We start from the raw sequence: 26,527 nt of genomic DNA, 5'->3' as shown, positions 1-26,527 counted from the left end.
GAGCAGGGATAGAATGAAAATCAAAAGATAGAAGCTGTAATAACTCCATGCGCATAAGTCGGGACTACGTTAAATTCATTTATCTTTAGGCATAGATCCAGATCTTCCTCATTCCCAAGAGAGTGATTTCGCTTTCCCGCCCTACTTTCCCGCAATAGATGAAGTTGATCTTGAGAGTGAAGAAATTGGAAACTGCTCATACATAGGAGAGAAAGATCGTCAAAAGGTGAAGGGGATTGAGTAATTTGTGAGTCCAGTTGTCGCCATTCCTCTAGTATGGCCCCAACGGTAACACAATCTTCAAATGACATCGTGCCTCTTGTTCCTGCACAGTAAAATAGGACATTTGAGATGTTTTCTATATGCAATCTCTGGGCAATGGATCTCGCATTTAACAAGCTACCGATCCAGACCCGTTTTGCTTGGGCGACCCTGCTCAGTGCCCGAGTGCCATTCGTAGTCGTAAGGATTAGCTCTTTTCCCTTACAAGAAGAATCTTGAATAAAATGGACAGGCGAATTACCGAGGGAAAACTCCTCAATCTGTGCTCCAAACCGCTCACCAGCTAGTATACGTCCCGGCTTCCATAATTTCTTGGCATCTTCAATTTCCTTGACAGGGATGACACACTTTACTCCGGATGAAAGGGCCGCCACAATGGTGGAAGTAGCTCGAAATGTGTCTATGACAATAATGGTTTGATCTACATAATCGCTCGGCTTGAACGCTTGGACATAAGGGATTGTTTGAATGTTCATTGGTACACCTCCATAGTGGGATTAAACGTATCTGAGCGCAAATGTTGTCTTAGAGCTTCAAGGGCGATTACTTCTGTAGGAGCAATGTTTCCTAGATTTACCTCGTTCCCAATCGATTGAATATATTGAATTTGCTGTTTTTTGAGAGGGGATTCAAACATGATTTGATTAAGAGGTAAGCTATTTACTAAGTCACGGATCAGAGAAGAATCAAATTTCCCATTTTCATCATAGATACCTACATCGACCCCCGATTCACGACCCTCAATAATGACAAATTGTACACCCTCTTCCAGATCTAGTGTAGCTTGTGTGTATATTTCCTCTACTGTCAGAAAGGTACCTGATTCCTTTTTTCCTATCTCGGTAATAACAGAAAATCCTAATTTATGGGCTTTGCGGATCAAATCTCGTTTTTCTTTAGGAGGTATGGAGAGGGTGCCTTCTGATATTTCAATCCACCTGATCCCATGATCCCGCAAGGCTTGGAAATACTGGTCTGTACATCGATGATGATGGGCGATTTCAAAAAACGTTCCCCCCGGATAGATGTGAATACGCTCCTGCTCAGTCCGTTCAATTTTTTCTCTTAGTAGGCGTAAAGGTGTGACCGCAGCGGTTCCGAATCCTAGTTTATAGAAGTCGATGTAGGGATGAGCGATTTCGATTAGGTCATCAAAAGCACGCATCCCGAGGCCCTTATCCATCACCATAGTTAGCCCGGTAGACCGTGGCTTGTTGATTTGTCGATGCTTCGTATGGATTTGTAACCAGTCCCCCCATATATTTCTCCCCATTACTAAAACTCCTCTCTAAGTGCTGGGATGAATGCGCTTGGATCGAATCAAAATCCTTGAATGTCCCTCTCGATTTCCATTGATTCGTTGGGGACTGTGGATGAGCCAAGCTGATAATAGTAATAATAGCGCAAATATAGCCCCGCTTCCAATAAATAGGAGAAAAGGGCGATTTTGCAGAGCGCCGTAGACAGTAGGTCCCAGTGCGACTCCAAAAAAGCGTATGCTTCCATATAAAGAAGTAATAATTCCTCGTTCTGATGTGCCAGTAGAAGAAGTGATAAATGTATTTAGACACGGAAGGATGAGTCCACAGGCGATAGCACTAATGGATAAGATTGTGATCATCCATATGATGGACTTCATCCAGATCATGAAAATGATGGTTGTCGTCAATAATCCTAAACCAATCAAGATAAGTATCTTCATTAGACCGATTTTGGTTTTGATTGTTTTCCCTACTGTATACGCTGTGATACAAAGAGCAAGAAGGGGAATAGCCAAAACGAATCCTTTTAGAACCCCGCTCAGGCTAGTATTTGTATCAATGGAATCGGATAGTCGAAATAACCCGCCGAAAAGTGTGAATAGTGTCATAGATCCAATGATAAAAGCAAGGAATAACCAACGCCCCTCTCGTTGAAATACTGATTTTACATGTTTGATGTACTGTTTAAGGGGTGTTTTTTCATGAGATTGAGTTGGTTCTTGAATTACTTTTACAAGGAAGTAAGCAACCGGGATACATAAAATAGGAAAAACAAAAAACATCGTATACCAAGTAAAGAGTGCTAGCAGGGAGCCAATGATGGGACTTAGTACTTTTCCCATAGCATTAGAGGATTCGATGATTCCAAGGGCAGATGCTCGGTCATTTTTTTCAAATAGATCACTTGCTAATACCATTGCAATAGGTGCTGTTCCAGCCGCTCCAATACCTTGAATCACTCTACTCCCCAATAGAAATCCAAATGATTCGGGAAACCAAACTGCCGATAATCCAGCTAATAGTCCTCCTACACCATATATAAGCAGACTATAGAAAATGACTTTTTTTCTTCCTATATGGTCGGCTAAGATCCCAGCAAAAGGGATCACGATCCCCGCGGGGATAGAAAATAAAGTAATTAATAAGCTTGTTTGTACACTTGAAACATCATATACGTTTTCAATCGTTGGTAGTACAGGAATTAACATAGAGTTCCCCAAAACCATGATGATAGGGATAGAGGATAAGATTGCAAGAATCCATTTTTTTGCTTTTGGCTGAGATGTTGCTTTTGCTTTTTGATCCATATGTAATAAACCTCATTTATGAATTCATTTGATTGTTTAGTCTGTCCAACTAAAGAAAAAATAGCCTATTTCAACTAAAATGTATTTCTTTTGAATCGAAAGGTGAAAATAGAGCTACCGATATTTGATGAGGGGTGGGGTTGTAATGTACGATCGTCTACGCAGAGAGGTTTCATATGTGCAGGGTTTGATGGAAGGTGCCAACCAAGAAAGCAGTCATCCAGAGGGGAAAGCGATTCAAAGGCTTTTAGATATTGTGGATGAACTGTTAGAAGCAAATGAACATCTAGAGCATCGATTCTTAGAGTTAGAGGAATATGTGGAATCCATTGATGATGATTTAAATGACATGGAGTTACTAGTGTACGACGATGAAGATGATGTTGATGAGAATGATGAAGATGAGCTATGTATCGTATGTCCCGAGTGTGGAGAAGACGTATATGTAGATTATGAAGACGTAGCAGATGCTGAAATAGAGTTGTTATGCCCAGAATGTCACACGGTTTTGATTGTAGAAGATGCTTCCGATATCGAACCAGATAATAGTGGAGTAGATGAAGAGAGTATCGATTAAATCAGATTCATATCATAAACAGGGACTTAAGAGACAAGCCTTAAGTTCCTTTTTTGTGTGACAAAACCAAGTGTTAATGGAGAAGATTAAGAATTAACCTGCAAATGTATTCATATAACTATAAATGAGATAACAGAGAGTTCGTTAAAAATGATGATTTCGGGGGAGATCAAGTTGGATATTAAGCTATCAATTTTAGTGTACTCTACACCAGAACGACTTACAGGTTCTATGGAAATGATGAGAAAGTTGGAGAAGCAAGCTTGTGATCGTCCAGTAGAAGTACTGATGTTAATGGATAATCAATTACGTTCGATGGATGAACAGCAGATGACGTTATTGAATCTGGCTCAGGGAGAGTTTATTGCTTCTATAGATGATCATTATTTGCTATCAGAGGATTACATTGCAACCATACTTGATGAGATTTTTCAGCATCCAAATGCCGATTGCATTGCTTTTAATGTAGCTTATAACTGGAATTCTAAAGCAGGGTTTGGTTTTAATAGTAAGCCTAAACATTTGATGTGCTATGCAAAAAGGGTTTTGATTCAGTCTCAAAAGGAAGTATTGGAAGGGATAGAGAGTCAAGGATGGGTAAAAAGAGTGATCGGATTTGTACGAGACAAAGTTGAGGTCCAGCAAGTCCTATTGAGAAAATTGGATAAAACGGTTTGTTTTATGCATGTGTTTGAGATTAATAATTGGTTAGAAATTGTAAAAAGGCAGATTGGCCGGCTGCAATCATCAGGATTGTATGAGAAAATGGACTCTATTTATATCTCATTTGTTACTGAACGTGCAAATGACGAAAAACATGTTGAGGATATCTTACGAGAGGTGAATATGCTTTCAAAAGCAGATGATACCATGAAAATAAGAATCCTACCTCAGACACATGATTTTGAGCGCCCTACGCTACAGTGGTTGCATCAGTATTGTACTGAAAGTCCGCATAATGTACAGATTTTATATATGCACACTAAAGGAGTGGCTCGATTCGGAACGTTTGTTGAATCATATGTACGGGATTGGGTTCATTTGATGGAAACGGTATTAATCGATCATCATGAAATGTGTTTAAAACATCTGGGAAGCGTTGATGCCTGTGGTGTTAATTATTTGCCATCACCTAAGCCTCATTTTTCAGGGAATTTTTGGTGGGCGAATAGTGAGTACATAAAGCAGCTAGATGCGGAGATAGGTCCAGATTATCTAGCACCTGAGATGTGGTTACTAAGCCATCATCAAAGTAAGTTCTGTTGTCTGTTTCACTCTGAAGTAAATCACTATGAGCAACCGTTTTCAAGTAAGAATATCCCGGTTCTTGCTAGTTGTTATCATCCCGTGTTTTATAGTAAGAGTGGTGAAATGATTAAGGGTTGAAGGAGGAGGGGATCACGTGGATATAAAACTGTCTATCTTGATTCCATCGATTCCTGAAAGGGCAAGTTGCTTAGCTCGATTAGTAAATGAATTACAGAGACAATCTGAGCGATTTCCTGTGGAGATCCTTATTTTCGTCGATAATAAGAGGAGATCAATTGGGACTAAGAGGAATGACTTGATTCAGCAAGCAAAAGGTGATTTTGTTGTGTTTGTTGATGATGACGATCGAGTTTCCACTGATTATATTAATTCGCTAATGTCCGCTATTCGTCAAACTCCAGATGCAGACTGTATTACGTTTGATGTTCAGGTAAGCTTAGGTGGAATCATTAAGAAAATTTGCAAGTACGATGTAATGTATGGGAAAGACAAATTAGAAGATGAACAATATTACTATCGGAACCCTAATCACATTATGTGTTTTTCTAGGAAATTAGCTAGTCAGTATCGCTATTTAGATCTGAGTTTTGGAGAAGATACAGCATGGGCTGTTCAGGTTCGTGATCAAATCCAAAAGCAAGAAAAAATACCAAAAATTCTTTATTACTATGATTATATGTTTAAAAGAGAGGGCAGATACAAAGGGTTGGAAAACCATATCATGTTACAAGCGCTCAAGCAGGAATATGATTTATAATGAAGAAAGGACAATATAAGGGAGTGTGAGGGGCATCCAAGCCTTTCACACTCCCTTATATGTAAGGATAGGAAAATTCTCCTCATCTCTTTATTGTGGCAGAATTTTATGATAAAATCGGAGTTAGGTTTGTACTATTTTTTCTCATTGGGTTACCTCAATGAGTTTTTTTATCCAAAAATATCATAGAGCTTACCCCTTATGTAAGTCTTACCATCATCAAAGCGGGTGACAATACCATCTAGTAGATCTAATTTTACAATTGTCCCTTTTTCTGTCATCATTTGTATGGTAAGATTTTCTCGGGACTCTGGACAGAAATCAAAAGAGACATACAATTGCACGTTTTCTGAATTTTCTTCTTGCCACTGAATGGAATCTGGGTGTACAATAAACTCTTTATGAGTCCGAAATTGGAGGAAAAATCGAGAAAGCTCGTCTTGAGAGCCTTGTACAAGTAGTTTTAACAAGAAAAAACACCTCTAATCTGAATGATGAGAATATGGTGGATCACGCTTTTGATTATACTCAAGCTGACAACTTTTGGCAAGAGTTTACATAATAAATATACCACATATTCAAACTATTTTTATAAATTTGGAATAAACATTCAGAAGGTATTAAACAGGGTGTTTTTTCAAAAAAATACATATCTAATTTTGCAATTATAAAAAAGAAAGGAAGAGTAGGATGCAATTATCTACTATGGAACTAGGAGAAACGATTCGCTCTTATCGAAAAGAGCGAGGTCTTCGCTTAGAGGATTTAGCAGATGATCAGATTTCCGTTTCCACGATTAGTAACATTGAGCGTGGATACTCGCATGTAAAAGAGGAAAAGGTTAGGTATCTGTTAGAGAAGTTAGGGATCGACTTCCATCAATTAAATGCATTGGAAACCAAACAAAAGCAGAAAGATGACTTGTATTTATTAGAGTTAAAGGCCGTTGAAACATGGATTTCTTCTGGAAATAGCAAACGGGCTTGGGAATGGCTTAAAAAGAATCGTTTATCCGAAACACATGCTCTGGCTCATTTTTACCATTTTTCGAAAGGGAAATATTATTTTTCCCAAGAAGACTACGAAAAAGCGATTTCGGAGTATCAGATGGTTCTGCGCATTACAAAGGTGGCTCACGTCCATCACCCGCTTGAGTTAGAGTGTTATCGTGAGATTTGCCATTCTCTGTATCTATTGAAGAGTTATGAACAAGCCCTTGAAGTAGCAGATCGTGGAATGGAGTGGATTGAAGAAGGAGAGAAGCGTAAGAAAAATAAAGATGCTGAGCTAACATTGGCAGGGCTTCGTGTTCTATGCTTAATTCAGCTAGAGAGAATGAATGAAGCGTATTACTTCTACTCTTCTTTTTGGAGTGAGGTCCCATTGATACGTTCCTCCTATCTGATTATCCAATTATATATGGGTAAGGTGAGATTGTCTCGGGCACTAGGTCTTAACAAAGAAGCGATTCAATTACTAGAAGAAGCGATACGTTGGTGTGGGGAAAACGGGGAGTATTCATTAGTTTGTGAATGTTGGTTAATGCTGGCAAATGTATATCATGAACAGGGATTAATCGAGTTTGCTGATGTTGCGTATCGAACAGCTCTTGCTTTAGAAGATCGGATTAAAGAGCGCTCCCTTGTGGTACAGACATATCTTGAATATGGTATGTTCTATCTAAAAGAGCAGCAGTATGAAGCAGCAAGAGAAAAAATCGAACAAGTCGTCTTCCTTAGCAAGCGGTGGAATGACTTTACTAGTTTAGCAAAAGCATATGTCTATCTTGGAGATTTGCAGGTAGAATTGAATCAGCTAGAAAATGGATTAAATCAGTATCTGCAAGCGAAAGAAATCGCCAAAAAAGGTAGTACCCAGATTCGGCTGCTCGTGTTGGAACGGCTAGCTGAGACGTATAGGACATTGGAAGATGATCCGAAATTTATGGACAGCTTGATCGAGAAATTTGCTTTTGAGCAAGAGTTGAGAGAGAAAGCAGGGCATTAAGCCTTGCTTTTTCTATATCCAGTACATGGAAAATATCGGTGTTGACATAAGTTACTTACTTTAAGTATAATGACTTACAAATCATAACCACTATATTGTTTATAAGTTTACTTGGTTATAAAAATGGAAGGGTGTATAGTAGATGACAGAGAATAGACAAGTGGAGTGGGGAGCATTTGTTCTTCGCATTATTTTAGGGCTAACTTTTTTCATACACGGTTGGTCTAAATTTTCTGGTGGAATTGATGGAGTTTCTGGTTGGTTCGCGAGTATTGGATTACCCGGATTCTTAGCTTATATTGTTGCGACGATTGAGCTAGTAGGAGGAATCCTCCTTATAATTGGACTGGGTACGAGAGTCATTGCGATCTTAAACGGTTTTGTTATGATTGGCGCGATTTTCTCTGTGAAATTATCAGCTGGCTTTATGGGAAATGGACAATCGGCTGGATATGAATTTGATCTTGCCCTATTAGCAATTGCGATTTATCTTGCCTTGAATGGAAGTAGATTTCTTGCTGTTGATTCACTGTTTTCAAGTAAAAAAAGAGGATAATGAGATTTGGTTTTTCACTCGAACTAGCTTTCACGAGCTAGTTCTTTTTTATTGCCTTCAAGAGAGCTTGTCATAAACAAACGATACAAGCCATACATTGAGGAATAAAGAGAGTATTGGACAGGAGGTGTTTTTGGATGCTGAAACCGATTTATCAGATTCTTCCACTGTCTATCCGCGAAATCATTCAATCACTTCCACGTACGATTCTAGGAAGCCTAGAAGAAATACGCATTAGACAAAATCGTCCTTTAGAAGTGATTACATCCGAACAATCGTGGTTTGTCAGTTACCGTCGCCAGTTGAATAAAATACCGAAAGATTCTGTTTTACCCAGTCGTGAAGAATGTGCCAAGTTACTAAATCTCCTCAGCAATCACAGTTTGTATGCGATGGAGGAGGAACTTAGAAGGGGATATATCACCATTGAAGGTGGGCATCGTGTGGGATTAGCAGGGAAAGTGGTGATGGAACAGGGCAGAGTCAAGCATCTGCGAGATGTAACAGGATTTAATATTCGCATTGCACGAGAAGTAAAAGGGGTAGGTGAAGAATTGCTACCCATTTTGTTTGGATCTAACAGAAATTTGCATAATGTTCTGATCGTATCGCCGCCTCAATGTGGAAAAACAACTTTGCTTCGCGATTTAGCTCGCCTGATTAGTTTAGGTGATGAAAAGAAATATCCATCCAAGAAAATCGGGATTGTAGATGAACGTTCCGAAATCGCTGGCTGTGTAGGAGGCGTACCTCAACACGATGTAGGTCCGAGGACAGATGTTTTAGATGGTTGTCCCAAAGCAGAAGGGATGATGATGATGATTCGTTCGATGTCTCCCGATGTCATGATTGTTGATGAGATCGGAAGGCTAGAAGATCTATATGCTATGCATGAAGCGATTCATGCGGGAGTAAAGGTAATCTCGACTGCACATGGACATACATGGGAAGAAGTATCGCGTCGGGTGGAGTTGGGCGATCTATTGAAGCAAGGAATTTTTGATCGAGTCATCCTACTATCGCGTAGACGAGGCCCTGGAACGATCGAGGCGATTTACAATGGATCGGGTAAACAGATGACCTATCCATCTAAAAAAAATGAGTGGGCTTCCTATGCTTAAGCTACTTGGTGCATGCATTATCTTGATTGGAACAACATGGGCTGGATTTCAGCATGCTCGTACGTTTGCAGAAAGACCCAAGCAGATCCGTCAGGTTCGATCCGCTCTTCAACTACTAGAAACGGAAATTGGTTATGGGACCCGAACTCTGATTGATGCCTGCCAATCGATTGCGGCAAGAATGGACGGTTTTGTACAAGCAATTTTTCAACAGGCTCATCAAAATTTACTCCAATTAGACGGTGCTTCTACCTATGAGTGTTTTGTTCAGGCAATCGAGAGTAATTGGGGAGCCACTTGTATGAAACAGTCAGAGAAGCAAGTGATCTTGGATTTTTGTAAGACACTGGGGATCTCTGATCGGCAGGATCAATTACAAAATCTAGCAGTAACAAAGAGCAATTTGGAGATCGAGGAGCATAGAGCCCAGGAAGAGCAGATCCAGTACGAGAAAATGTTCAAAACGCTAGGAATCCTTGCCGGGGCACTATTGATCATCTTGATGTATTAGGAGGTACATAATGCCATACAACATTGATGCTGTGTTCCAGATTGCTGGGATTGGAATCATTGTCGCTATGATTCATACCATTTTAAAACAGATGGGGAAGGAAGACTTTGCTCATTGGGTAACGCTTTTCGGCTTTGGAGTGGTCTTATTTATGGTTGCGATGCTAATCCAAGACTTATTTACCACGATTAAGAACGTGTTCTTGTTCCGAATGTAGAACGGAGGCGATCCACTTGGAAATCTTGCAAGTGGTGGGGTTAGGTTTAATCACTACGATCCTCATCTTAGTCGTCAAAGAACAAAAGCCAATCTTTGCTTTCTTGTTAGCTACGTTTGTGGGAATTATGATCTTTCTCGCTCTAGCTGGGAAGATTGCCGATGTAATCCGCATTCTGGAGAATTTAGCTACTCAAGCTCATGTGAACAATCTATTCCTAGAAACGATCTTAAAAATTATTGGGATTGCGTATATTGCTGAGTTTGGGGCTCAAGTTACCAGAGATGCTGGACAAGGTTCTATTGCTTCTAAGATTGAGCTAGCTGGAAAGGTATTAATTATGGTGATGGCGATTCCGATTATTACCGTCATTATTGAGACCATTGTTTCGATTTTACCCACGTAAAGGAGGTTCGCTTATGCAGAGAGTTGGATGGATGATTCTTGCTCTCTTTCTCCTCATCGTCAACTTGAATCCAAGTTCTGCATTAGCGAACGGGGAAGAACCCACTCCCACCCCTGCTAACTTAACCAAAGAAGTGGTTCGCTCCCAACTGGATCAACTCCAGACGCAAGAGGTAGAGTCGTTTTGGAATCAACTTCAAACGGAGTATGGAAGGTATTTTGAGGGGAAGGTGCCAGGTTTTTTTGATCTCTTATTTCAAGAAAAAGAGATTAGCTTTAAAGCATTCTTTACGGCTTTTGCTAAGTTTTTCTTCCATGAAGTGATGTACAATGGCAAATTACTTGGTGCTATCGTGGTTCTGACCGTTTTTAGTATGTTGCTCCAAACGATGCAAAATGCTTTTGAAAATAATCAGGTGAGCAAAGTGGCGTATGCCATTGTGTTCTTGGTCATCGTCGTCCTAGCTGTAGATAGTTTCTCAGTTGCCATCGAAGCCGCTAAGAGTGCCATTGAGAAAATGATTCATTTTATGTTTGCGCTTGTGCCGCTCCTCTTAACCCTGCTTGGATCGATGGGGAATTTGACGTCCGTTACCTTATTTCATCCCTTAATCATCTTTATGATTCATGTAATTGGCACGATCATTTATACATTTGTGTTTCCGCTTCTCTTTTTCTCAACGATTTTGGCTGTTGTTAGTACGATTTCAAGCAAATATAAGGTAAATCAACTAGCGGGCTTACTGAGAAAAGTTGCGATTACGGTACTAGGAGGATTGTTAACGATTTTCTTAGGTGTCATCTCGATCCAAGGGGCTACCACAGCCGTAGCAGATGGAGTGACGATCCGTACAGCCAAGTATATAACAGGAAATTTTGTCCCGGTTGTAGGGAGAACCATTTCAGAAGCGGCAGATACGGTTGCGGGAGCTTCCTTATTGATGAAGAACACGATTGGCTTAGCTGGGGTTGTGATTTTGCTCATGATCTGTGCGTTCCCTGCACTGAAAATTCTTACACTGGCTTTTATCTATAACTTTTCGGCGGCGATTATGCAGCCTTTGGGAAATAGTCCGGTGATTGAAAGTTTGTCAGCGATAGGGAAAACCTTGATTTTCGTCTTTGCCGCATTGGCTGCTGTAGGGCTTATGTTTTTCCTTGCAATTACGATTGTGATTACATCTGGGAATATATCACTGATGATGAGATGAGGTGAGACACATCGAATGGATGGGTGATTGGCTCAAACAAATTATTTTGCTAGTGCTTGTAGCTACGTTTTTAGACATGTTGTTACCTAGTAATGCGATGGAGAAGTACGTCAAATTGGTAATGGGCCTCCTCATCTTGATGGCGATCTTATCTCCCATATTCAAATTACTAAGTGAAAACTTGAATCTGACCGAGCTTGCTTTCTTTGATGCGAACAAGGCAGTAGTGGCAGTCCCTGAGATGAAGTCGCTTGCAGATATAAACGAGCAAACAAATCAGCTAAAAAAGCAACAAGATCAAGTAATTCAGCAGAAAACGAAACAGTCTATGGAGACGTGGATGAAGAAAAATATACCGGATCGATTTGCTATGGAGGTGGTGTCGGCTGATGTAGTGGCTCAATTCACAACAGAAAACCCTCATATTGAGAAGATCCATCTTGTTGTGAGAGAGAAAGCGATAGATGCCTCTGCGAAACAGGTAAAGCCGGTTCAAGAAGTATCCATTCTTCCATCAAATGAGCCCACACCTACGGAATCTACTTCAAACGAGACTGGTAAAAAGATTCAAAGCTTTATCCAGCAAACGTGGAATCTGACTGCGGAGCAAGTGGAGGTCCAATTAGAGTAGGAGGAGGGGAAATCAATGTTTGATAAGTTATTTGAAAAAATGGGCGATAAAGTGGGTGGAGGAAACAACCAGAAGCGTAAGCGATTTTTTCTCTTTCTCCTACTCGTTTTCTTTGGAATCGGAGCCATGCTCGTCTCCTCGTTTTTTCAACCGGAGGAAGATGCGATGCCTCCTGGAAATGAAAGGGGTCTACTCACATCGAAGAATTCTGCTCAACCCGCTCAGGCAAAGATGTCTGAAGGTACGATTATGCAGAAGTACGAGGCTGAGTATGAACAGGAACTAGCCAATATCCTTAGCAAAGTGGTAGGGGTTAGTGATGTGGATGTTGTGGTTAATCTAGATTCTACCGAAGAAGAAGTCATTCAAAATGAGACACAACAAAACGTACAAACGACAACCGAAACGGATCCCAAAGGTGGAACAAGATCGACTCAACAAAATAACACAAATAATAAAACTGCCATGTACCGTGATGGAAGTGGAGAAAAGCCCCTTGTTGTCAAACGATTAAAACCAAGAGTTCGTGGGGTTTTAGTAGTAGCACGTGGAGTAGAAGACCTACAAGTGAAGGCGATTGTACTACAAGCGATTCAACGGGTCCTAGATCTCCCGATTCACCGAATTGAAGTATTGTCCAAAGGATAAAAGGAGGAATTTCATATGAACATGAACAAACAGACGATTTGGTTGGTGACGATGTTATCACTTATGGTTGTTTTATCTGCTTACTATATCGTTTCGGGTCCAGTGGAACCTGCAGGTCAGATGGCAAAAAAGGCGGAAGAAATTTTAAATAAAAGTGAAATTGCAGTAGATATTAAGGCGGCAAACAAACCAGCCTCAGCAACAGCGAAAACGGATACCAAGGATGCTAAGCAGCAAAAAGGGTCTGATTATTTCGTCGGACATCAATTAAACAGGGAATATCTCCGCCAGCAATTACTAGAGGAAAACTACAAAATGATGATGGACCCCAAAGCGACCAAAAATCAACTAGAGTCTGCTAGTAAAAAGGTTGAGCAATTAAACAAAACGGAGAAGCAAGAGGGTGTGTTAGAAGACCTTATCTGTAAAGAGCTAAAATTTGCAGATGCGGTTGTTGTGACGAATGAGGATCATGTAGATGTGATCGTGAAAACAGCGAAATTGACTCCGAGTCAAGTGGTAAAGGTGATGGATTTAGTGAAGCAGAATAGCAATGTTGAAGGTTTGCAAGTCACGGTTAGTTCCCATTCGTGAGACGGGATAGGATTTGGGGATTCGGATTCGATCACGATCTCATAACCGATCCAGTGGAGGATAATGGAACTGTTCACCCCACTATCCTCGCATTTTTTAGGTGAATGTTCGTTCCGAATCACCAACAAATTCATACAATAGTTGGTAGATTGGAAGAAAGGGATGTGATTGAGTGAGTTCCCTAGAAAATATTTTTGACGGTATTTTGCTTGATCCATGCGAATGTTTGCACCGAACAGTAAACATTATGACGGATTCAGGGGTTGTCACAGGCGAACTACAAATAGTAGGATCGGATGGGATTCAGTTGGAAGAAAGTAATGGGTATTTAGTCATGATTCCAATTGTGAGCATTCGTGCGATTCTTGCCTAGGGATGACTGTATTGAATTTACGGAATTTGTTACAAGCACACGTGGGGGAAAACGTGGAGGTTTATTTTTTGAATGAGGTAGTGGAAGGAAAGATACTGACTACGAATCCCAATGTATTTGTAATCGAAATATATGATGGTACGTATATAAATCCATTTACAGAAGCAAGCATTCCTTATCACGTACCTTCTTATGTCCGTGCTCTAGTGTAGTACTATGTAAAAGATTGGTTTCAGTATGGATAAAGGTTAGGGCTTCCTACAACCTAACAGATTCTAAACTTGAACTCCTCCCTAGAAGGAGTTTTTATTTTTCGCCCGTATTTCTAGATGAATCTAGCATTATTTGATAGAATGAAAGTCATTGTATAACGGTTGATTACAGAGATAGGGAGTAGGTTAAAATCATGTATGATCCGATGATCAACCTTTTTAAGGAAGCGAAATTACCAAGAGAATGGTATACCAACTACTATAAAAATGGACGAATATTACGAGTAGAAGTGAGTGAGCGGCAAAATACTTGGGATTTGTTTATGGAGTTTCCTAAGCTGATTCCGATTGAGCTTACCCATCAATTTGCTCAATCATTGATGAACCACTATAAGGAATGGACGGTTCAAGTTCATTATCAATATCAATCAATCGACCATCAGGTTGCTTTGCAACAAGCGAAAACCTTTATTCAAAAGCAAATTAATGAAAATCATACCCGTTCTGCGGCGGCTTGGCTAGGGAAGGCGGAGTGGGTGCTTCAGGAGAATGAGATTTGTATCCAACTGCCGAATCCGGCTGTCCAAGCGATGGCGGAGAAGTTGCAGATTGCTGATCATGTGGCTCGTTACTACCTAGAGTACACAGGGAGTCAGATGAAGGTTCGGTTGATGAGCGAGCAAAATCAAGCGGATTACCGCACAGAGTTATTGCAAAAGCGGTCAGAGGAAGAGCAGATGCTCATCGAACAAGTGAGGGAAGCAGAGCGAGAAAGGGCCGCGACACTAGCCGATGTAGCAGCGCCTACTATAGAAGTGGCGAAAAAGCTTGGAGTGCACATTGGGAATGAGTCGGTCCAGATTCAAACCATTCAAGAAGAAGATCGACGAGTAACGGTACAAGGCAAGATTTTTAAGGCAGAGATTCGCGAATTAAAAAGTGGACGTAAACTCTTAACTTTTAATATCACGGATTATACAGATTCGATTTCTTGTAAGTGTTTTGCTCGAGATAAGGAGCAAGCACAGGTGTTTCAACAGATTCGAAATGGCGACTGGGTTAAAATTCGTGGTGATGTACAGTTTGATACATTTTCCCGAGAACTCTGTTTTATGGTAAACGATCTGCAAGAAATTTCCTCCCCTGTACGAAAAGATGATGCAGAGGAGAAACGAATCGAGTTACATTTACATACATCTATGTCTCCTATGGACGGATTACTTGCACCGAGCGATTTCGTAAAAAAGGTAGCAAAGTGGGGGCATAAAGCGGTAGCGATTACGGATCATGGTGGTGTTCAAGGCTTCCCGAAGGCTTATGAAGCGGCTAAAGATGCAGGTATCAAGCTACTATTTGGAATGGAAGCCAATATCGTGGATGATGCAGTGCCGGTAACGATGAATCCACGTCCTACAAATCTAGTAGATGAGACGTATGTGGTGTTTGATGTGGAGACGACAGGGCTTTCAGCTATACATGATGTGATTATCGAGCTAGCAGCGGTTAAAATTCACAATGGCAAAGTGATCGATACATTTTCTGAGTTTGCCAATCCACATCGTCCATTAGCCCCGAAAATCATTGAGCTGACTCATATTACCGATAGTATGCTGGTTGATGCACCAGAAGTGGATGAGGTAGTAGCTAGGTTTCTTGATTTTATCGGCGATAGTGTGCTCGTTGCTCATAATGCCCGGTTTGATATGGGCTTTTTACAACAAGCTGTCAATCGAATACATGGTCCCCAAGTGATGAATCCTGTTATAGACACTCTAGAATTAGGGCGTTTTTTGTATCCATCATTAAAGAATCACCGTCTAAATAACTTATCTAAGCATCTGGATGTCCATCTTGAGCAGCATCACCGTGCGATTTACGATGCGGAAGCGACTGGGTATGTGTTTTGGAAAATGGCACAGGAAGCAGAGAAGCGAAAATTATTTACACTGGAAGATTTAAATCAAAATGTAGACTTTATTGATGTGAAGCGCTCAAGGCCTTACCATGTTATCCTTTTTGCTAAGAACGAAACAGGGCTCTATCATTTATATAAACTTGTTTCGATTGCTCATACAGAATATTTCTACCGAGTACCCCGAATTCCACGTAGTAAATTAGAAGAGTTTCGGGAGGGATTAGTGATCGGTTCAGGTTGTGAGAAAGGCGAGTTATTTGATGCGGCTCTCAATAAAAGTCCTGAAGATGCAGAGAAGATAGCAAGCTTTTATGATTACCTAGAGATTCAACCGATTGATGTAAATATGCATTTGGTGGAAAAAGGCTTCGTTGCCAGTCCAGAGCAACTGAGAGCGGCTAATCGACTGATTGTTCAATTGGGAGAAAAGCTAGGGAAGCCTGTGGTAGCAACTTCCAATGCCCATTATCTAAATCCCGAAGAGGCTATTCATCGGACGATTCTGTATCGGAATCAGAGTGGAGGTCGATTTACAGACGATCTTTCGCCAGCTCATCTACGTACGACGAACGAGATGTTACAAGAGTTTTCATATCTAGGTAGCCAGAAAGCGAGAGAAGTGGTGATTACCAATACACACCTCGTTGCCGATATGATGGAAGAATTGAAGCCATTTCCAGATGATCTACATGCGCCGAAGTTAGAGGGAGCAGAGGAAGAGTTGCGAAACTCGTGTTACGAAAATGCAGAGGCGAAGTATGGAAGTCCCTTACCTGAGATTGTAGAGGCAAGACTGGAAAAGGAACTGAAAAGTATCATTGGAAACGGATTTGCGGTTATTTATATCATCTCTCGCCGTCTCGTTATGAAGTCAAATGAGGATGGATACCTAGTAGGTTCTCGTGGTTCTGTTGGGTCTTCCTTTGTCGCAACGATGAGTAACATTACCGAAGTAAACCCTCTCCAACCACACTATGTATGTTCATCGTGCCAGTATAGTGAGTTTATCTTAGATGGTAGTGTTGACTCTGGCTTCGATCTACCAGAAAAAGATTGCCCGAAGTGCGGCACGAAGCTAGATAAAGATGGACAGGATATTCCGTTTGAGACGTTCCTTGGTTTTGAAGGAGATAAAACGCCCGATATCGATTTGAATTTTTCAGGTGAGTATCAAGGTCGAATTCATGAGTACACCGAGGAATGGTTAGGAAAGCAGTCAATCTTCCGTGCAGGAACCATCGCGACGGTGAAAGAAAAAACAGCGATTGGATATGTGAAGAAATATGCGGAACAACAAGGCAAAAATCCTCGTTTCGCCGAAATCCAACGTCTAGCAGAGGGATGCGTTGATGTCAAACGGACAACGGGCCAGCATCCAGGTGGATTGATGGTTGTCCCGCAAGGAAGCGACGTTTTAAAGTTTACGCCGGTTCAATATCCGGCTGACGACATGAATGCGAAAACAGAGACCACTCACTTTAACTATAAAGCGATTGAAGGGCGACTTTTGAAACTGGACTTGCTAGCTCACCAAGATCCTACTACCTTGCGAATGCTACAAGATACATCAGGGATCGACCCGCTTCATTTACCGCTTGATGATCCCAAAGTGCTTAGTATTTTTAACTCACTTAGTGCGTTGGGAATTAAATCTGAGGATGTAAACGGAATTAAGGTCGGGACAACCGGAATCCCTGAGTTTGGTACGGGTTTTGTAAGACAGATGCTCGAAGAGACAAGGCCTACTACGTTTTCCGAATTAGTGAGAATTTCGGGTCTATCACATGGTACAGACGTATGGCTTGGGAATGCGCAAGAGTTAGTCAAGAAGGGTCATAAGCTTTCCGAAACGATTTGTACACGTGACGAGATTATGAGCTACTTGATGTATCAAGGTCTCCCGCCAAAGCTCTCCTTCGATATCATGGAGAAGGTACGGAAAGGGAAGGGGCTTTCTCACGAATTCGAAGAAGCTATGCGCAATAATAAAGTGCCCGAGTGGTATATTGATTCATGTAAAAAAATCAAGTACATGTTCCCTCGTGCCCACGCGGTTGCCTATGTGACGATGGCTGTACGGATTGCATGGTATAAAGTGTATCAGCCGATCCACTACTATGCCGCCTTCTTCTATCGCATGATTGACGGATTTGACTGTGAAGTGATCTTAAAGGGACCTACTCACGTCGAGAAAACGATGAAAGAGATTAAAGATAAGGGCTTTTCCGCCTCTGCGAAGGAAAAAAGTCTATATACTACGCTCGAACTCGTACAGGAATACTTTGCAAGAGGCTTTACATTTAAACCGATTGACATATATCGCTCCCATGCCACCCAATTCGTCATGGAGGGTGATAAAACCCTGATCCCACCGTTCAAATCACTCGAGGGTTTAGGGGAGAGCGTTGCTTATAAGATTATGGAAGCTCGTGGAAGTGGAGATTTCCTCTCGATTGACGACTTCCAACAGCGAACCAAGGCAAGTTCTACTACGATTGATTTGCTTAGGTTGATGGGATGTATGGAGGGACTACCACAGAGCAATCAGTTGACGTTGTTTTAAAAAATGAAGGAAGGCCGAGAGGGCTACTAGTAATTAGTAGGTTTCTCGGCCTATATTAGACGTGTATATTGATCAGAGGTGCTACATGAAACGGAACTACTCAATCGATTTATTAAAATTTTTTGCTACCATTGCTGTAGTAGTTATACACACAAACCCATTTCAAAAAGTGGATAACCTATTAGGCATGAAAGGAAAGTACCTAGATCTTGCATTAGATGCCTTTTCTAGATTTGCTGTTCCATTTTTCTTCTTAGTCTCAGGATATCTTTTTTCCCAGAAAATGATGAATCTCAAATATAGTGGTCAAGTACAGTATTATAAAAAATACATGTATAAGATTGGGAAACTTCTTGTTACATGGACAATATTTTATCTACTACTGGGGATCATATTAAATATATCTACTAATCTTGCGAAGGGGACCTATTGGAGAAAGGAGATCTTTACAGATCATACATTCGAAGATGTATGGGATATCATTTACTACGGAATTAATCACCTATGGTATTTAAATGCACTTATTGTCTGTATTTCAATCATATTTATCGTGAAAAGAAGATATATCACCTATTTGTTGGCCATTAGTCTGGCACTACACTTGATTGGCTTTTTGGGGCAAGGGTACTCTGTCATCTATGATTTATCTATCGAGACACGCGATGCTCTATTCTTTGGTTTGTTCTATACTACATTAGGCAGTGTAATAGGATATAATATGGAACGAATTGGAAGATGGCTGAAATATCCCAAGATATATTTGGGCTTGTTTTTCTTCTTTTCGCTCACGAGTATTGTCGAATGCTATATTAGTACTTACTATCTAGAGGCCGTTTGGAAGGAATACTTTCTATCTACAATGATTGCTGTACCTGCCCTCTTTTTATTTTCCCTTTCTAAGCCATTATTAGGTCGAGGATCCTATTTAACTAAGATCGGTAGCAAGTCTGTGGGAATTTACGTGATCCATATGCTCTTTGTTAAGTTGACCATTCATCTTTTCTTCTTATTAGGAACGGATGGATTGGATAGGTCCATCACATGGCAAATGGTGTATACTCCTGTTGTATTCGTCACTGCTTATTTAGCGTACGAGGGGTTACAAATAGTAAAGAGGTTTTTCGCAAAGAAAAAGTTGGATATCTCTAACTAGATGATGAATCAATCTAAATACGTAGCTCCAGATACTAATAAAGGAGGACCCAAGCCTAAATCAAAGCTTGAGTCCTCCTTTTTCGCTATTTAATTTCCACCAAATATCTCAATTTCAGCACCTAGTAAATTTAGCCGATTTACTAAGTCTTCATATCCACGGGCAATGGAGTAGGTGTTGCGCAGGGTGGATGTTCCTTTTGCTGCAAGCATCCCTAGTAGAATGACTACAGAAGGCCGTAGTGCGGGTGGACAGATCACTTCGGCGCTTTTCCATCTCGTTGGCCCTTCGATATAGACACGATGTGGGTCAAGTAGCTCAACCTTTGCATTTAACTTGGTTAGCTCGGTTAAGTAAATGGCACGGTTTTCATATACCCAGTCGTGTACCAATGTGCGGCCATGAGCGGTCGCGGCAATACAAGCAAAGAATGGTAAGTTATCGATATTGATCCCTGGGAAAGGAAGGGGATGGACTTTGTCTGTCGGCGCATTCAATTCGGATGGCTTGATCTCCAGATCTACCAAACGTGTGTAGCCGTTATGGGCAACATATTCTTCGCTCATCTCATACTGTAGTCCCATTTCTTCAAGTAGAAGTAGTTCGATTTCTAGGAATTCAATTGGCACGCGGCGTATCGTAATCTGCGACTTTGTAACGATGCCTGCAGCTAGTAAGCTCATAGCCTCGATCGGGTCTTCGCTAGGGTAATATTCTACGTTTTGATTTATATTTTCTACCCCAGTTACTTTAAGAGTTGTGGTTCCGATTCCCTCAATTGTAACGCCAAATTGTTGTAAAAATAGGCATAAGTCTTGAACCATATAGTTAGGACTTGCGTTGCGGATGATCGTGGTCCCTGTAGAAAGTGCCGCAGCCATGAGGATATTTTCTGTTACTGTATCTCCGCGCTCGATCATGACAATCGGCTTTTTCGGCTGGCGAGGATTTACATGTGCTTTATACAGGCCATTTTGAGAGGCATCTACTTCTAATCCAAAGTGTTTTAAACCGTCAAGATGGGGCTTAATGGTACGCTTTCCTAAATTACACCCACCGGCATAAGGGAGTTCGAAGTCATTGAAAACATGTAGGAGTGGTCCTAGAAACATAATAATAGACCTTGTTTTTCGAGCTGCTTCCATATTGATGCTTTCGATGAGCAATCGCTCAGGAGGGGTGATTTTTAAATCATTTTGGTTGTTGAGCCATTGTATTTGAACACCCAAACTTGTGAGAACTTCAATAATCCGATTAACCTCTTCAATACGTGCCAGGTTTCGCAGGGTTGTGGTACCTTTGTTTAGCAATGACGCACAGAGTAGACCAACGGCTGCATTCTTACTGGTTTTTACTTCGATTTCGCCTGAAAGTGGTTTCCCACCGTGGACACGAATGTTTAACGTATTAGGATTTTCGGAATGACCTGATTCTTTTTGGTCTTTATGTAGCAAGCCATTAATATGTGTCAACATATCCACACTTAGGTTTTGTCTATTATTTTCCATTTGGTTCATTATCTGATCAAATAATTTTTCTGTTTCATTCTTTATTTGGTTTGGCACTAGAAATGCCTCCTTTTTGTAATAGATAAATATGAAATTTGCTATTACGTTATGATTAAGAAGTATATCATTTCTAAAGCATTTTGAGCAGATCTTACTTTCTTTCACAAATCGTACACTATTTTGTTTGAAAGAGAATCTTCACTGAGGGATCCATTCGATAATAATCCCGATATGCTTGCAGAGCCCAAGAGTAGTCATGAATCTCATAGCCGGCGTACTGCTTATTTCGAAGGAGCGGGAGAGTGATAACGGTGTTCTTCTGTCCCTTCGTTTGTAACATGATTTGTTTTCTTTCTAAATGAATTTTTGCATTAAATTGATACTCTCGAAAGACAAATATGATATTTATTAACGCACAAATCGTCAATATCCAGACAACAGGGACATGAAAAGCACGAAATGGAATGTTAGACCATAATAAGATGATTAAGCAGATTGCAAATGGGATAGCAGGAAAGGCGACGCGTCCGCCAAAGGTAGAGGGTGTGAAGATCATAATCAAATTAATCGAGATAAATCCAAGAGCAAGAACAAGATAGAAATCATTCTTTTCTTTCCAACTAATAAAAGCATTTAGTCCGATGATGGTGAGTGCAGTAAAAAGTCCGATTACAACAGTCATAAGTCGACTCCCAGTCAGGAATGAAGCGATTTGACCAGTACTAAAAAATGGGATGGATAAAATGAACGGGATAAGAGGAACGCAGATAAATAAAAGGAAGTGGGCCTTCTTTGAAATCTGATAACATAAGATGGCAGATAAAACGACTACAAATAGCATGAAAATAGATTGTTGGTATATAAAAAAATGTAATACTTCAGGTAATGTCTTTTTTATCTTAGAAAAAAAAGAGAGTTGATTGTACGCTTCTAATCCTGGCATCTGAGCCCGTAACCTTGGACCAGGCGCTAAAAATAGGAAGAGAGCCCCAGCGACATAGGAGATAAGAAGTAGCCAGTCCGCGATTTGAACCTTGTTTTTAAGCCATATTCGTTTCGCGAACCATACCAAGAGTAGCAACAGACCAATAGCAGAAATCTGTTCTTGTGACCAACCAGCTAAAAATGAACAAAGCAATACAAGTCCATATTTCCACTTTGTTGTAATAGGTTCCCTCAAGTCTTGCTTTCGAAAATAGATTAGAGTGGCAAATAAAAAAATCATGGGGTAGACATAGTTAAATGCCCCCGTGGCGTATGCAAGGGTTTGTTTGAAAATAACGATATGTATGAAGAAAAACAGAGATGTAGTAAGGGTCGTGAGTACGAGATCTTTTCGTTGTGGAAATCGAACAAATACGAGATAAAATAGCGCATATGCAAGAACCGTCACGAGGATGGGATTCATCCACCTCCAAAACTCGATCCCGTCAAGTACGGTGAGAATGGTGAAAACGTTTACGATGAATCGTCCGTTCATATGTAAATAATCGTGAAGTTGAGTTTGGATAATCTGATATAACGTTACAGGATGATCATAAATATGTGGCTCTAATCCCAAATAAGTTGCATAACGTAGATCATCCCCGTACAGAAATGTAAATTGGTTAATGCCCCATATTCCGAGAAAAAGGATAAGAAAGGGAAGATGTCCCAAGTAGCGTTGCAGCATTGTCACTATAGAAGTCTCCTTAGGTGATTTTTTAGTAGTATACACTACTTGATAACAATAAATCTCTTATTTTATTATAAATATTTACGATATTTATTTTATATTTTCTGATTCACTTGAAACATGACGTTTATCTCCTTTGAAGTCGTTGGTTATCTCTCACCATACATGCTGTTGTAGAGAGTGAAGCAGGGGGCAAACATGATCGGGGATTGCTCCAATGAACTTTTTAACCATTCCCTAAAATGTGCCTGTTTTTTAGATCGCATCTGTCGAACTGGGGCTAGTGTTGTTACGCTAGAGCTGGTTTTGAATAGGATAATACGACTAGAGATTGTCACAAAGGAGGATCATCGATGAGTAGAGGTTATAAAGATCCGTTGTATAGAGATGTGGCGGATCTCGTCAATACTACGACGGGGAGAAGAGCAGTTAGTGCGAGTCGTTTGCAGAAGTTGGTGATGGAGGCGAAGTATGTTAGGAAGACACAGGGGACGATGGGGTTGATGAATTATGCACAAAGGCTCCCTTATCAGTTTCTCTCTACCAATGAGATCGAGATGCTAAGGACATCACCAAGATATCGTGAGTTTTCATATCGGGTTATTGATTTATTTGTAAGAGAGGGTGTTATTTCACAGTTTGAGGCAATGATGTTGAGGAGAGCAGTATAGAACGAAACAAGCGTTAAACAACGGACTATTCAGAGTCTGGAAACCCCTGAAAACACTATGTTTTTTGGAGCACTTCAGACATTATACAAATATCAACCATATTGAACTGAACCCGTAGTGTTTGTGTGACTACGGGTTTTTTAGCGCAAAAAAAGAGCCCGCGTTGACAGTTCGCGAGCCAATCGTATCTTCCATGACGAAAGATACTTTATGGGAGAGGAGAAACCGGAGGAAGAGCTTATGGGGAAATGTAAGTCTTCTCCGCGGTTAGACAGCGTTCACAAATGAATGCTGTCCCTAGCTATTGTTACCAGTAGTGTTTGTTTTATACACAAGAATATTTCGAATATCATTCTCACAATAAAGTAAGAATGGAAACCCGTTCGATTTGAGGGATTGTATGCTCCCATTATTTAGAATTGACAGATGGTATATTGTCCCATCTTTCAGGTTAAAGTAATACCGAAAAAAACCTGATTTTACTTGTTAGGAGGACGTAACTTGAAAAGGATCAGGAAAAAAGCAAGGATCCCTCATTTACAGAAGGGCCTATCTCTCAGTCCAGAAGCAAAAGATGTGTCTCCTTCGGTAAAAGAGAATGTTGATTATATAAAAGAGCAATTGTTTTATTCAGATGATATTTTAGAACGTGACATTTATTTTGATAATCGTCAAGGAAAGTTGATTTTTTTAGAAACGGTATCGGACAAATATTTAGTCATGGAATCGATTATCAAGCCTTTGGAACGAGCGAAGGTTGGAGCGGTTGAACATGTTATTACATCCTCTGGGCTTGAGGTAGGAGAGGGTCTAGATAAAGCGATTTCTTGGATTATAGCAGGAAAATGTTTATTGTTTTTAGAAGGGATTCCGGAAGTATATATCTGTGAGACTAGTTTAGTTGTAAAGAGGGGGGTTAAAGAGCCTGATAATGAAGGGATAGTACGGGGAGCACATGATGGATTTATCGAAAATTTAGTTATAAATTTACATATGATTCGTAATCGGATTGAGAATCCTAATTTAGTGGTGCGATACTTTTCTCTAGGAAAAAAAAGTGATACCAAAGTCGCATTATTATACATGAAGAACTTGGCAAAGGAAGAACTGATTGAAGAAGTAGCACGGAGACTTAACTTAATTCCGACTGATTTTATTCTCTCTCCCGGCTTTATCGGGGAATACATCGAGGATGATTCATACTCTCCGTTTCCGCAATTATTGTATACAGAAAGACCGGACCGGACCGTTGCATACTTAATGGAGGGGCGCTTTGCTATTTTGTCAGAAGGAAATCCGACTTCTATTATTGCCCCTGTTACACTATTTTCGTTTTATCAATCACCCGATGACTATCATTCCAGATGGATGTTTGGTTCATTGATACGATCCATTCGTTTTGCGAGTTTTTTGATCGCTTTTATTTTACCTGGATTGTATATTTCGATCGTTACCTTTCATCCTGAGGTATTGCCAATCGAGCTTATCTACTCTGTTAAAAGTTCTATAGAAAGAGTTCCTTATCCCTCTTTGATTGAGGCGTTCTTTATGGAGTTAACCCTAGAGCTGATCCGAGAGGCAGGGATTCGGTTACCTACTAGGGTGAGCCAGACGATTGGAATAGTAGGCGGACTTGTGATTGGAGACTCTGTCGTACAAACAGGGTTAGTATCCTTGCCGATGATTATTGTAGTAGCGTTAACGGCGATATCTGCTTTTGTTGTTCCATCGCACGAAATGAGCTCAACCGTAAGACTCCTGCGCTTTCCACTTATGATAGCGGCCTCGATGTTTGGATTTATCGGGATGACAACCGGACTTTTTCTGATCTTTACTCACTTAGCGAAGATAGAAACGTTCGGAAATCCATATTTTTCACCGGTTATGCCCTTTAAACTAAAAGGCTTTAAAGATACTTTTATCAGGTTCCCTCTCTGGCATTTAAATAAAAGTACGAAAGACTCTACTCCTGATCAACGTAATTCAGAAAAAGCAATCCTTGGGGAGGGGAGGGAATGAATTACTCGATAAAAGATAAGATTACGTCAACCCAATTTCTATTTTTTATTTTACAGACTCAATTGGGTGTAGGTATTTTATCTTTAGCCCACCAAATCCATAAAGATGCGAAAGGAGGAGCATGGATTTCAGTCATCATGGGTGGAGTTATTTCTCAAGTGATGATTGTTATTTTTTGGGCTTTTCTCAAGAAGAATCCAGCCTCAAACTTTTTGCAAGCAATGGAAAAGCTAGTAGGGAAAATCACAGCAAAAGGCTTAGTGATTGGTTATAGTTGCTTCTTTGCGCTCGTCACAGTTCTTGAATTATCAGAGTATATAAGAATCATTACGAAGTGGGTGTTTCCTGAAACACCTGTCTGGATTAATATCCTTATTGTCGCAATCGCTGTGGTGTATCTGGCAAAGGAATCACTGGGGACTATCACTCGCATGTATGTATTTGTAAGCTTCCTCATTATTCCGCTTGTTATTTTTACTTCCTTAGGATTTAAAAATGTTCATTTTACATATCCCATGCCTTTCCTTGAAAACGGATGGTTAGCTATTTTGAAAGGTGCTAAAATGTCTTTCTTTTACTTTTTGGGTTATGAAGCTATGTTGTTCACTTATTTTGCAGTGGAAGGATCGGATAAAGACAAACTGAAGGCGGCTTCTATAGGGAATTTTTTTGTGACGATTGTGTACACGTTTACTACCTTTGTATGTCTGATATCATTTGCTCCAGATGAGTTGCCTTTGGTTCCAGAGCCCGTGCTATATGTATTGAAATCATATTCACTTCATGTGATTGAACGGATTGATTTGATTTTTCTATCAATTTGGCTGGTTAGCGTCATTACTTCTGTTTGTAGTTTTGTTTATCTTTCTTCCATTGGAGTAGCGCAAATATGTAGAGCAAAGAACCATAAGAAGTTTGTCTATTGGATAGCGGCTGTCTGCTGTGTTTGTACTATTTTTACGCTTACTCCTCATCGAGGTGAGATATTTGATGAGTTTATTAAAATAATAAGTTATCCTTTTGTATTCGGGATACCTATTCTTCTGTTCATTATCTCATTATTTAGGGGAAGGAAGCGTTGAC

Annotated in this window: 26 protein-coding genes; 20 read left to right on the top strand and 6 right to left on the bottom strand. The window is 40.4% G+C overall.

Translation table 11 applies throughout. From position 1 onward, the window contains the following. Positions 1–20 precede the first annotated feature (20 nt). From BLU58_RS01030 to BLU58_RS01020, 3 genes are read right to left on the bottom strand one after another with little or no spacing between them, the layout of a single operon-like run. Positions 21–758 (bottom strand): 2-phosphosulfolactate phosphatase, encoded by a 738-nt coding sequence (locus BLU58_RS01030; protein ID WP_093290374.1) that lies wholly within the window; start codon positions 756–758, stop codon positions 21–23. Then, on the bottom strand, positions 755–1,555 hold the full coding sequence (locus BLU58_RS01025; protein WP_093290373.1) for a phosphosulfolactate synthase: 801 nt from the start codon (positions 1,553–1,555) through the stop codon (positions 755–757). The genes BLU58_RS01030 and BLU58_RS01025 overlap by 4 nt, the downstream gene beginning before the upstream one ends. Before the next feature lie 15 nt (positions 1,556–1,570). After that, on the bottom strand, positions 1,571–2,851 hold the full coding sequence (locus BLU58_RS01020) for an MFS transporter (RefSeq protein ID WP_093290372.1): 1,281 nt from the start codon (positions 2,849–2,851) through the stop codon (positions 1,571–1,573). A 145-nt stretch (positions 2,852–2,996) separates the two neighbouring features. Between BLU58_RS01020 and BLU58_RS01015 the strand changes: the two genes are divergently transcribed. The 3 genes from BLU58_RS01015 to BLU58_RS01005 all read left to right on the top strand — a co-directional run bounded on the left by BLU58_RS01015 (position 2,997) and on the right by BLU58_RS01005 (position 5,454). Continuing rightward, on the top strand, positions 2,997–3,428 hold the full coding sequence (locus BLU58_RS01015) for a CD1247 N-terminal domain-containing protein (RefSeq protein WP_093290371.1): 432 nt from the start codon (positions 2,997–2,999) through the stop codon (positions 3,426–3,428). Between the two features lie 174 nt (positions 3,429–3,602). Further along, on the top strand, positions 3,603–4,814 hold the full coding sequence (locus BLU58_RS01010; RefSeq protein ID WP_143123653.1) for a hypothetical protein: 1,212 nt from the start codon (positions 3,603–3,605) through the stop codon (positions 4,812–4,814). A 16-nt stretch (positions 4,815–4,830) separates the two neighbouring features. Further along, positions 4,831–5,454 carry a glycosyltransferase gene (locus BLU58_RS01005; RefSeq protein ID WP_093290369.1) on the top strand — a complete coding sequence of 208 codons (624 nt, stop codon included), beginning with the start codon at positions 4,831–4,833 and terminating at the stop codon, positions 5,452–5,454. Positions 5,455–5,624: 170 nt separating this feature from the next. Here BLU58_RS01005 and BLU58_RS01000 read toward each other — a convergent pair whose 3' ends face one another. Next, positions 5,625–5,924, bottom strand: coding sequence for a hypothetical protein (locus BLU58_RS01000; protein WP_093290368.1), 300 nt, complete (start codon positions 5,922–5,924; stop codon positions 5,625–5,627). Positions 5,925–6,144: 220 nt separating this feature from the next. Between BLU58_RS01000 and BLU58_RS00995 the strand changes: the two genes are divergently transcribed. The 14 genes from BLU58_RS00995 to BLU58_RS00935 all read left to right on the top strand — a co-directional run bounded on the left by BLU58_RS00995 (position 6,145) and on the right by BLU58_RS00935 (position 19,571). Further along, positions 6,145–7,461, top strand: coding sequence for a helix-turn-helix domain-containing protein (locus BLU58_RS00995; protein ID WP_093290367.1), 1,317 nt, complete (start codon positions 6,145–6,147; stop codon positions 7,459–7,461). A gap of 142 nt (positions 7,462–7,603) precedes the next feature. Beyond that, positions 7,604–8,017, top strand: coding sequence for a DoxX family protein (locus tag BLU58_RS00990; protein WP_093290366.1), 414 nt, complete (start codon positions 7,604–7,606; stop codon positions 8,015–8,017). A gap of 140 nt (positions 8,018–8,157) precedes the next feature. Further along, a complete protein-coding gene (gene spoIIIAA / locus BLU58_RS00985; RefSeq protein WP_369813678.1) occupies positions 8,158–9,138 on the top strand; it encodes a stage III sporulation protein AA in 981 nt (326 codons plus the stop codon). Next, a complete protein-coding gene (gene spoIIIAB, locus BLU58_RS00980) occupies positions 9,131–9,649 on the top strand; it encodes a stage III sporulation protein SpoIIIAB (protein WP_176786427.1) in 519 nt (172 codons plus the stop codon). The genes spoIIIAA and spoIIIAB overlap by 8 nt, the downstream gene beginning before the upstream one ends. Before the next feature lie 10 nt (positions 9,650–9,659). Next, positions 9,660–9,866 (top strand): stage III sporulation protein AC, encoded by a 207-nt coding sequence (gene spoIIIAC / locus BLU58_RS00975; protein WP_093290363.1) that lies wholly within the window; start codon positions 9,660–9,662, stop codon positions 9,864–9,866. Between the two features lie 16 nt (positions 9,867–9,882). After that, positions 9,883–10,272 (top strand): stage III sporulation protein AD, encoded by a 390-nt coding sequence (spoIIIAD, locus tag BLU58_RS00970; protein WP_093290362.1) that lies wholly within the window; start codon positions 9,883–9,885, stop codon positions 10,270–10,272. Positions 10,273–10,285: 13 nt separating this feature from the next. Then, on the top strand, positions 10,286–11,482 hold the full coding sequence (gene spoIIIAE / locus BLU58_RS00965) for a stage III sporulation protein AE (RefSeq protein WP_093290361.1): 1,197 nt from the start codon (positions 10,286–10,288) through the stop codon (positions 11,480–11,482). A 1-nt stretch (position 11,483) separates the two neighbouring features. Next, positions 11,484–12,113 carry a stage III sporulation protein AF gene (spoIIIAF, locus tag BLU58_RS00960; protein ID WP_143123652.1) on the top strand — a complete coding sequence of 210 codons (630 nt, stop codon included), beginning with the start codon at positions 11,484–11,486 and terminating at the stop codon, positions 12,111–12,113. Between the two features lie 15 nt (positions 12,114–12,128). After that, on the top strand, positions 12,129–12,761 hold the full coding sequence (spoIIIAG, locus tag BLU58_RS00955) for a stage III sporulation protein AG (RefSeq protein ID WP_093290359.1): 633 nt from the start codon (positions 12,129–12,131) through the stop codon (positions 12,759–12,761). Between the two features lie 15 nt (positions 12,762–12,776). Continuing rightward, positions 12,777–13,355, top strand: a complete 579-nt coding sequence (locus tag BLU58_RS00950) for a SpoIIIAH-like family protein (RefSeq protein ID WP_093290358.1) — start codon at positions 12,777–12,779, stop codon at positions 13,353–13,355. Between the two features lie 172 nt (positions 13,356–13,527). After that, positions 13,528–13,728: a hypothetical protein gene (locus BLU58_RS00945; protein ID WP_093290357.1), complete on the top strand. Its 201-nt coding sequence runs from the start codon at positions 13,528–13,530 to the stop codon at positions 13,726–13,728. A 68-nt stretch (positions 13,729–13,796) separates the two neighbouring features. Then, positions 13,797–13,940 (top strand): hypothetical protein, encoded by a 144-nt coding sequence (locus tag BLU58_RS16240; protein ID WP_176786426.1) that lies wholly within the window; start codon positions 13,797–13,799, stop codon positions 13,938–13,940. Between the two features lie 194 nt (positions 13,941–14,134). Continuing rightward, a complete protein-coding gene (locus BLU58_RS00940) occupies positions 14,135–18,418 on the top strand; it encodes a PolC-type DNA polymerase III (protein WP_093290356.1) in 4,284 nt (1,427 codons plus the stop codon). An 85-nt stretch (positions 18,419–18,503) separates the two neighbouring features. Next, positions 18,504–19,571: an acyltransferase gene (locus BLU58_RS00935; RefSeq protein ID WP_093290355.1), complete on the top strand. Its 1,068-nt coding sequence runs from the start codon at positions 18,504–18,506 to the stop codon at positions 19,569–19,571. An 89-nt stretch (positions 19,572–19,660) separates the two neighbouring features. On the opposite strand, the gene BLU58_RS00930 is transcribed toward BLU58_RS00935, so the two are convergent. Together BLU58_RS00930 and BLU58_RS00925 are read right to left on the bottom strand one after the other, a co-directional pair. After that, complete coding sequence (locus BLU58_RS00930; protein WP_218122166.1) at positions 19,661–21,136, bottom strand: UDP-N-acetylglucosamine 1-carboxyvinyltransferase; 1,476 nt, start codon at positions 21,134–21,136, stop codon at positions 19,661–19,663. A 118-nt stretch (positions 21,137–21,254) separates the two neighbouring features. Next, positions 21,255–22,751 carry a DUF6056 family protein gene (locus tag BLU58_RS00925; protein ID WP_255404553.1) on the bottom strand — a complete coding sequence of 499 codons (1,497 nt, stop codon included), beginning with the start codon at positions 22,749–22,751 and terminating at the stop codon, positions 21,255–21,257. Between the two features lie 356 nt (positions 22,752–23,107). Here BLU58_RS00925 and BLU58_RS00920 point away from each other — a divergent pair, with 356 nt between their 5' ends. From BLU58_RS00920 to BLU58_RS00910, 3 genes are all read left to right on the top strand, one after another. Further along, positions 23,108–23,425 carry a hypothetical protein gene (locus tag BLU58_RS00920; protein WP_093290353.1) on the top strand — a complete coding sequence of 106 codons (318 nt, stop codon included), beginning with the start codon at positions 23,108–23,110 and terminating at the stop codon, positions 23,423–23,425. 501 nt (positions 23,426–23,926) lie between these two features. Continuing rightward, positions 23,927–25,444 (top strand): spore germination protein, encoded by a 1,518-nt coding sequence (locus BLU58_RS00915; protein WP_176786425.1) that lies wholly within the window; start codon positions 23,927–23,929, stop codon positions 25,442–25,444. Then, on the top strand, positions 25,441–26,526 hold the full coding sequence (locus BLU58_RS00910; protein ID WP_093290351.1) for a GerAB/ArcD/ProY family transporter: 1,086 nt from the start codon (positions 25,441–25,443) through the stop codon (positions 26,524–26,526). The genes BLU58_RS00915 and BLU58_RS00910 overlap by 4 nt, the downstream gene beginning before the upstream one ends. Position 26,527 lies beyond the last annotated feature (1 nt).

Source organism: Thermoactinomyces sp. DSM 45892 (assembly GCF_900107305.1).
In the GTDB taxonomy this organism is placed as follows: Bacteria; Bacillota; Bacilli; order Thermoactinomycetales; family Thermoactinomycetaceae; genus Baia.
Note: the sequence above shows the minus strand (reverse complement) of the source record. Positions and strands in the feature narration are given on the sequence as shown.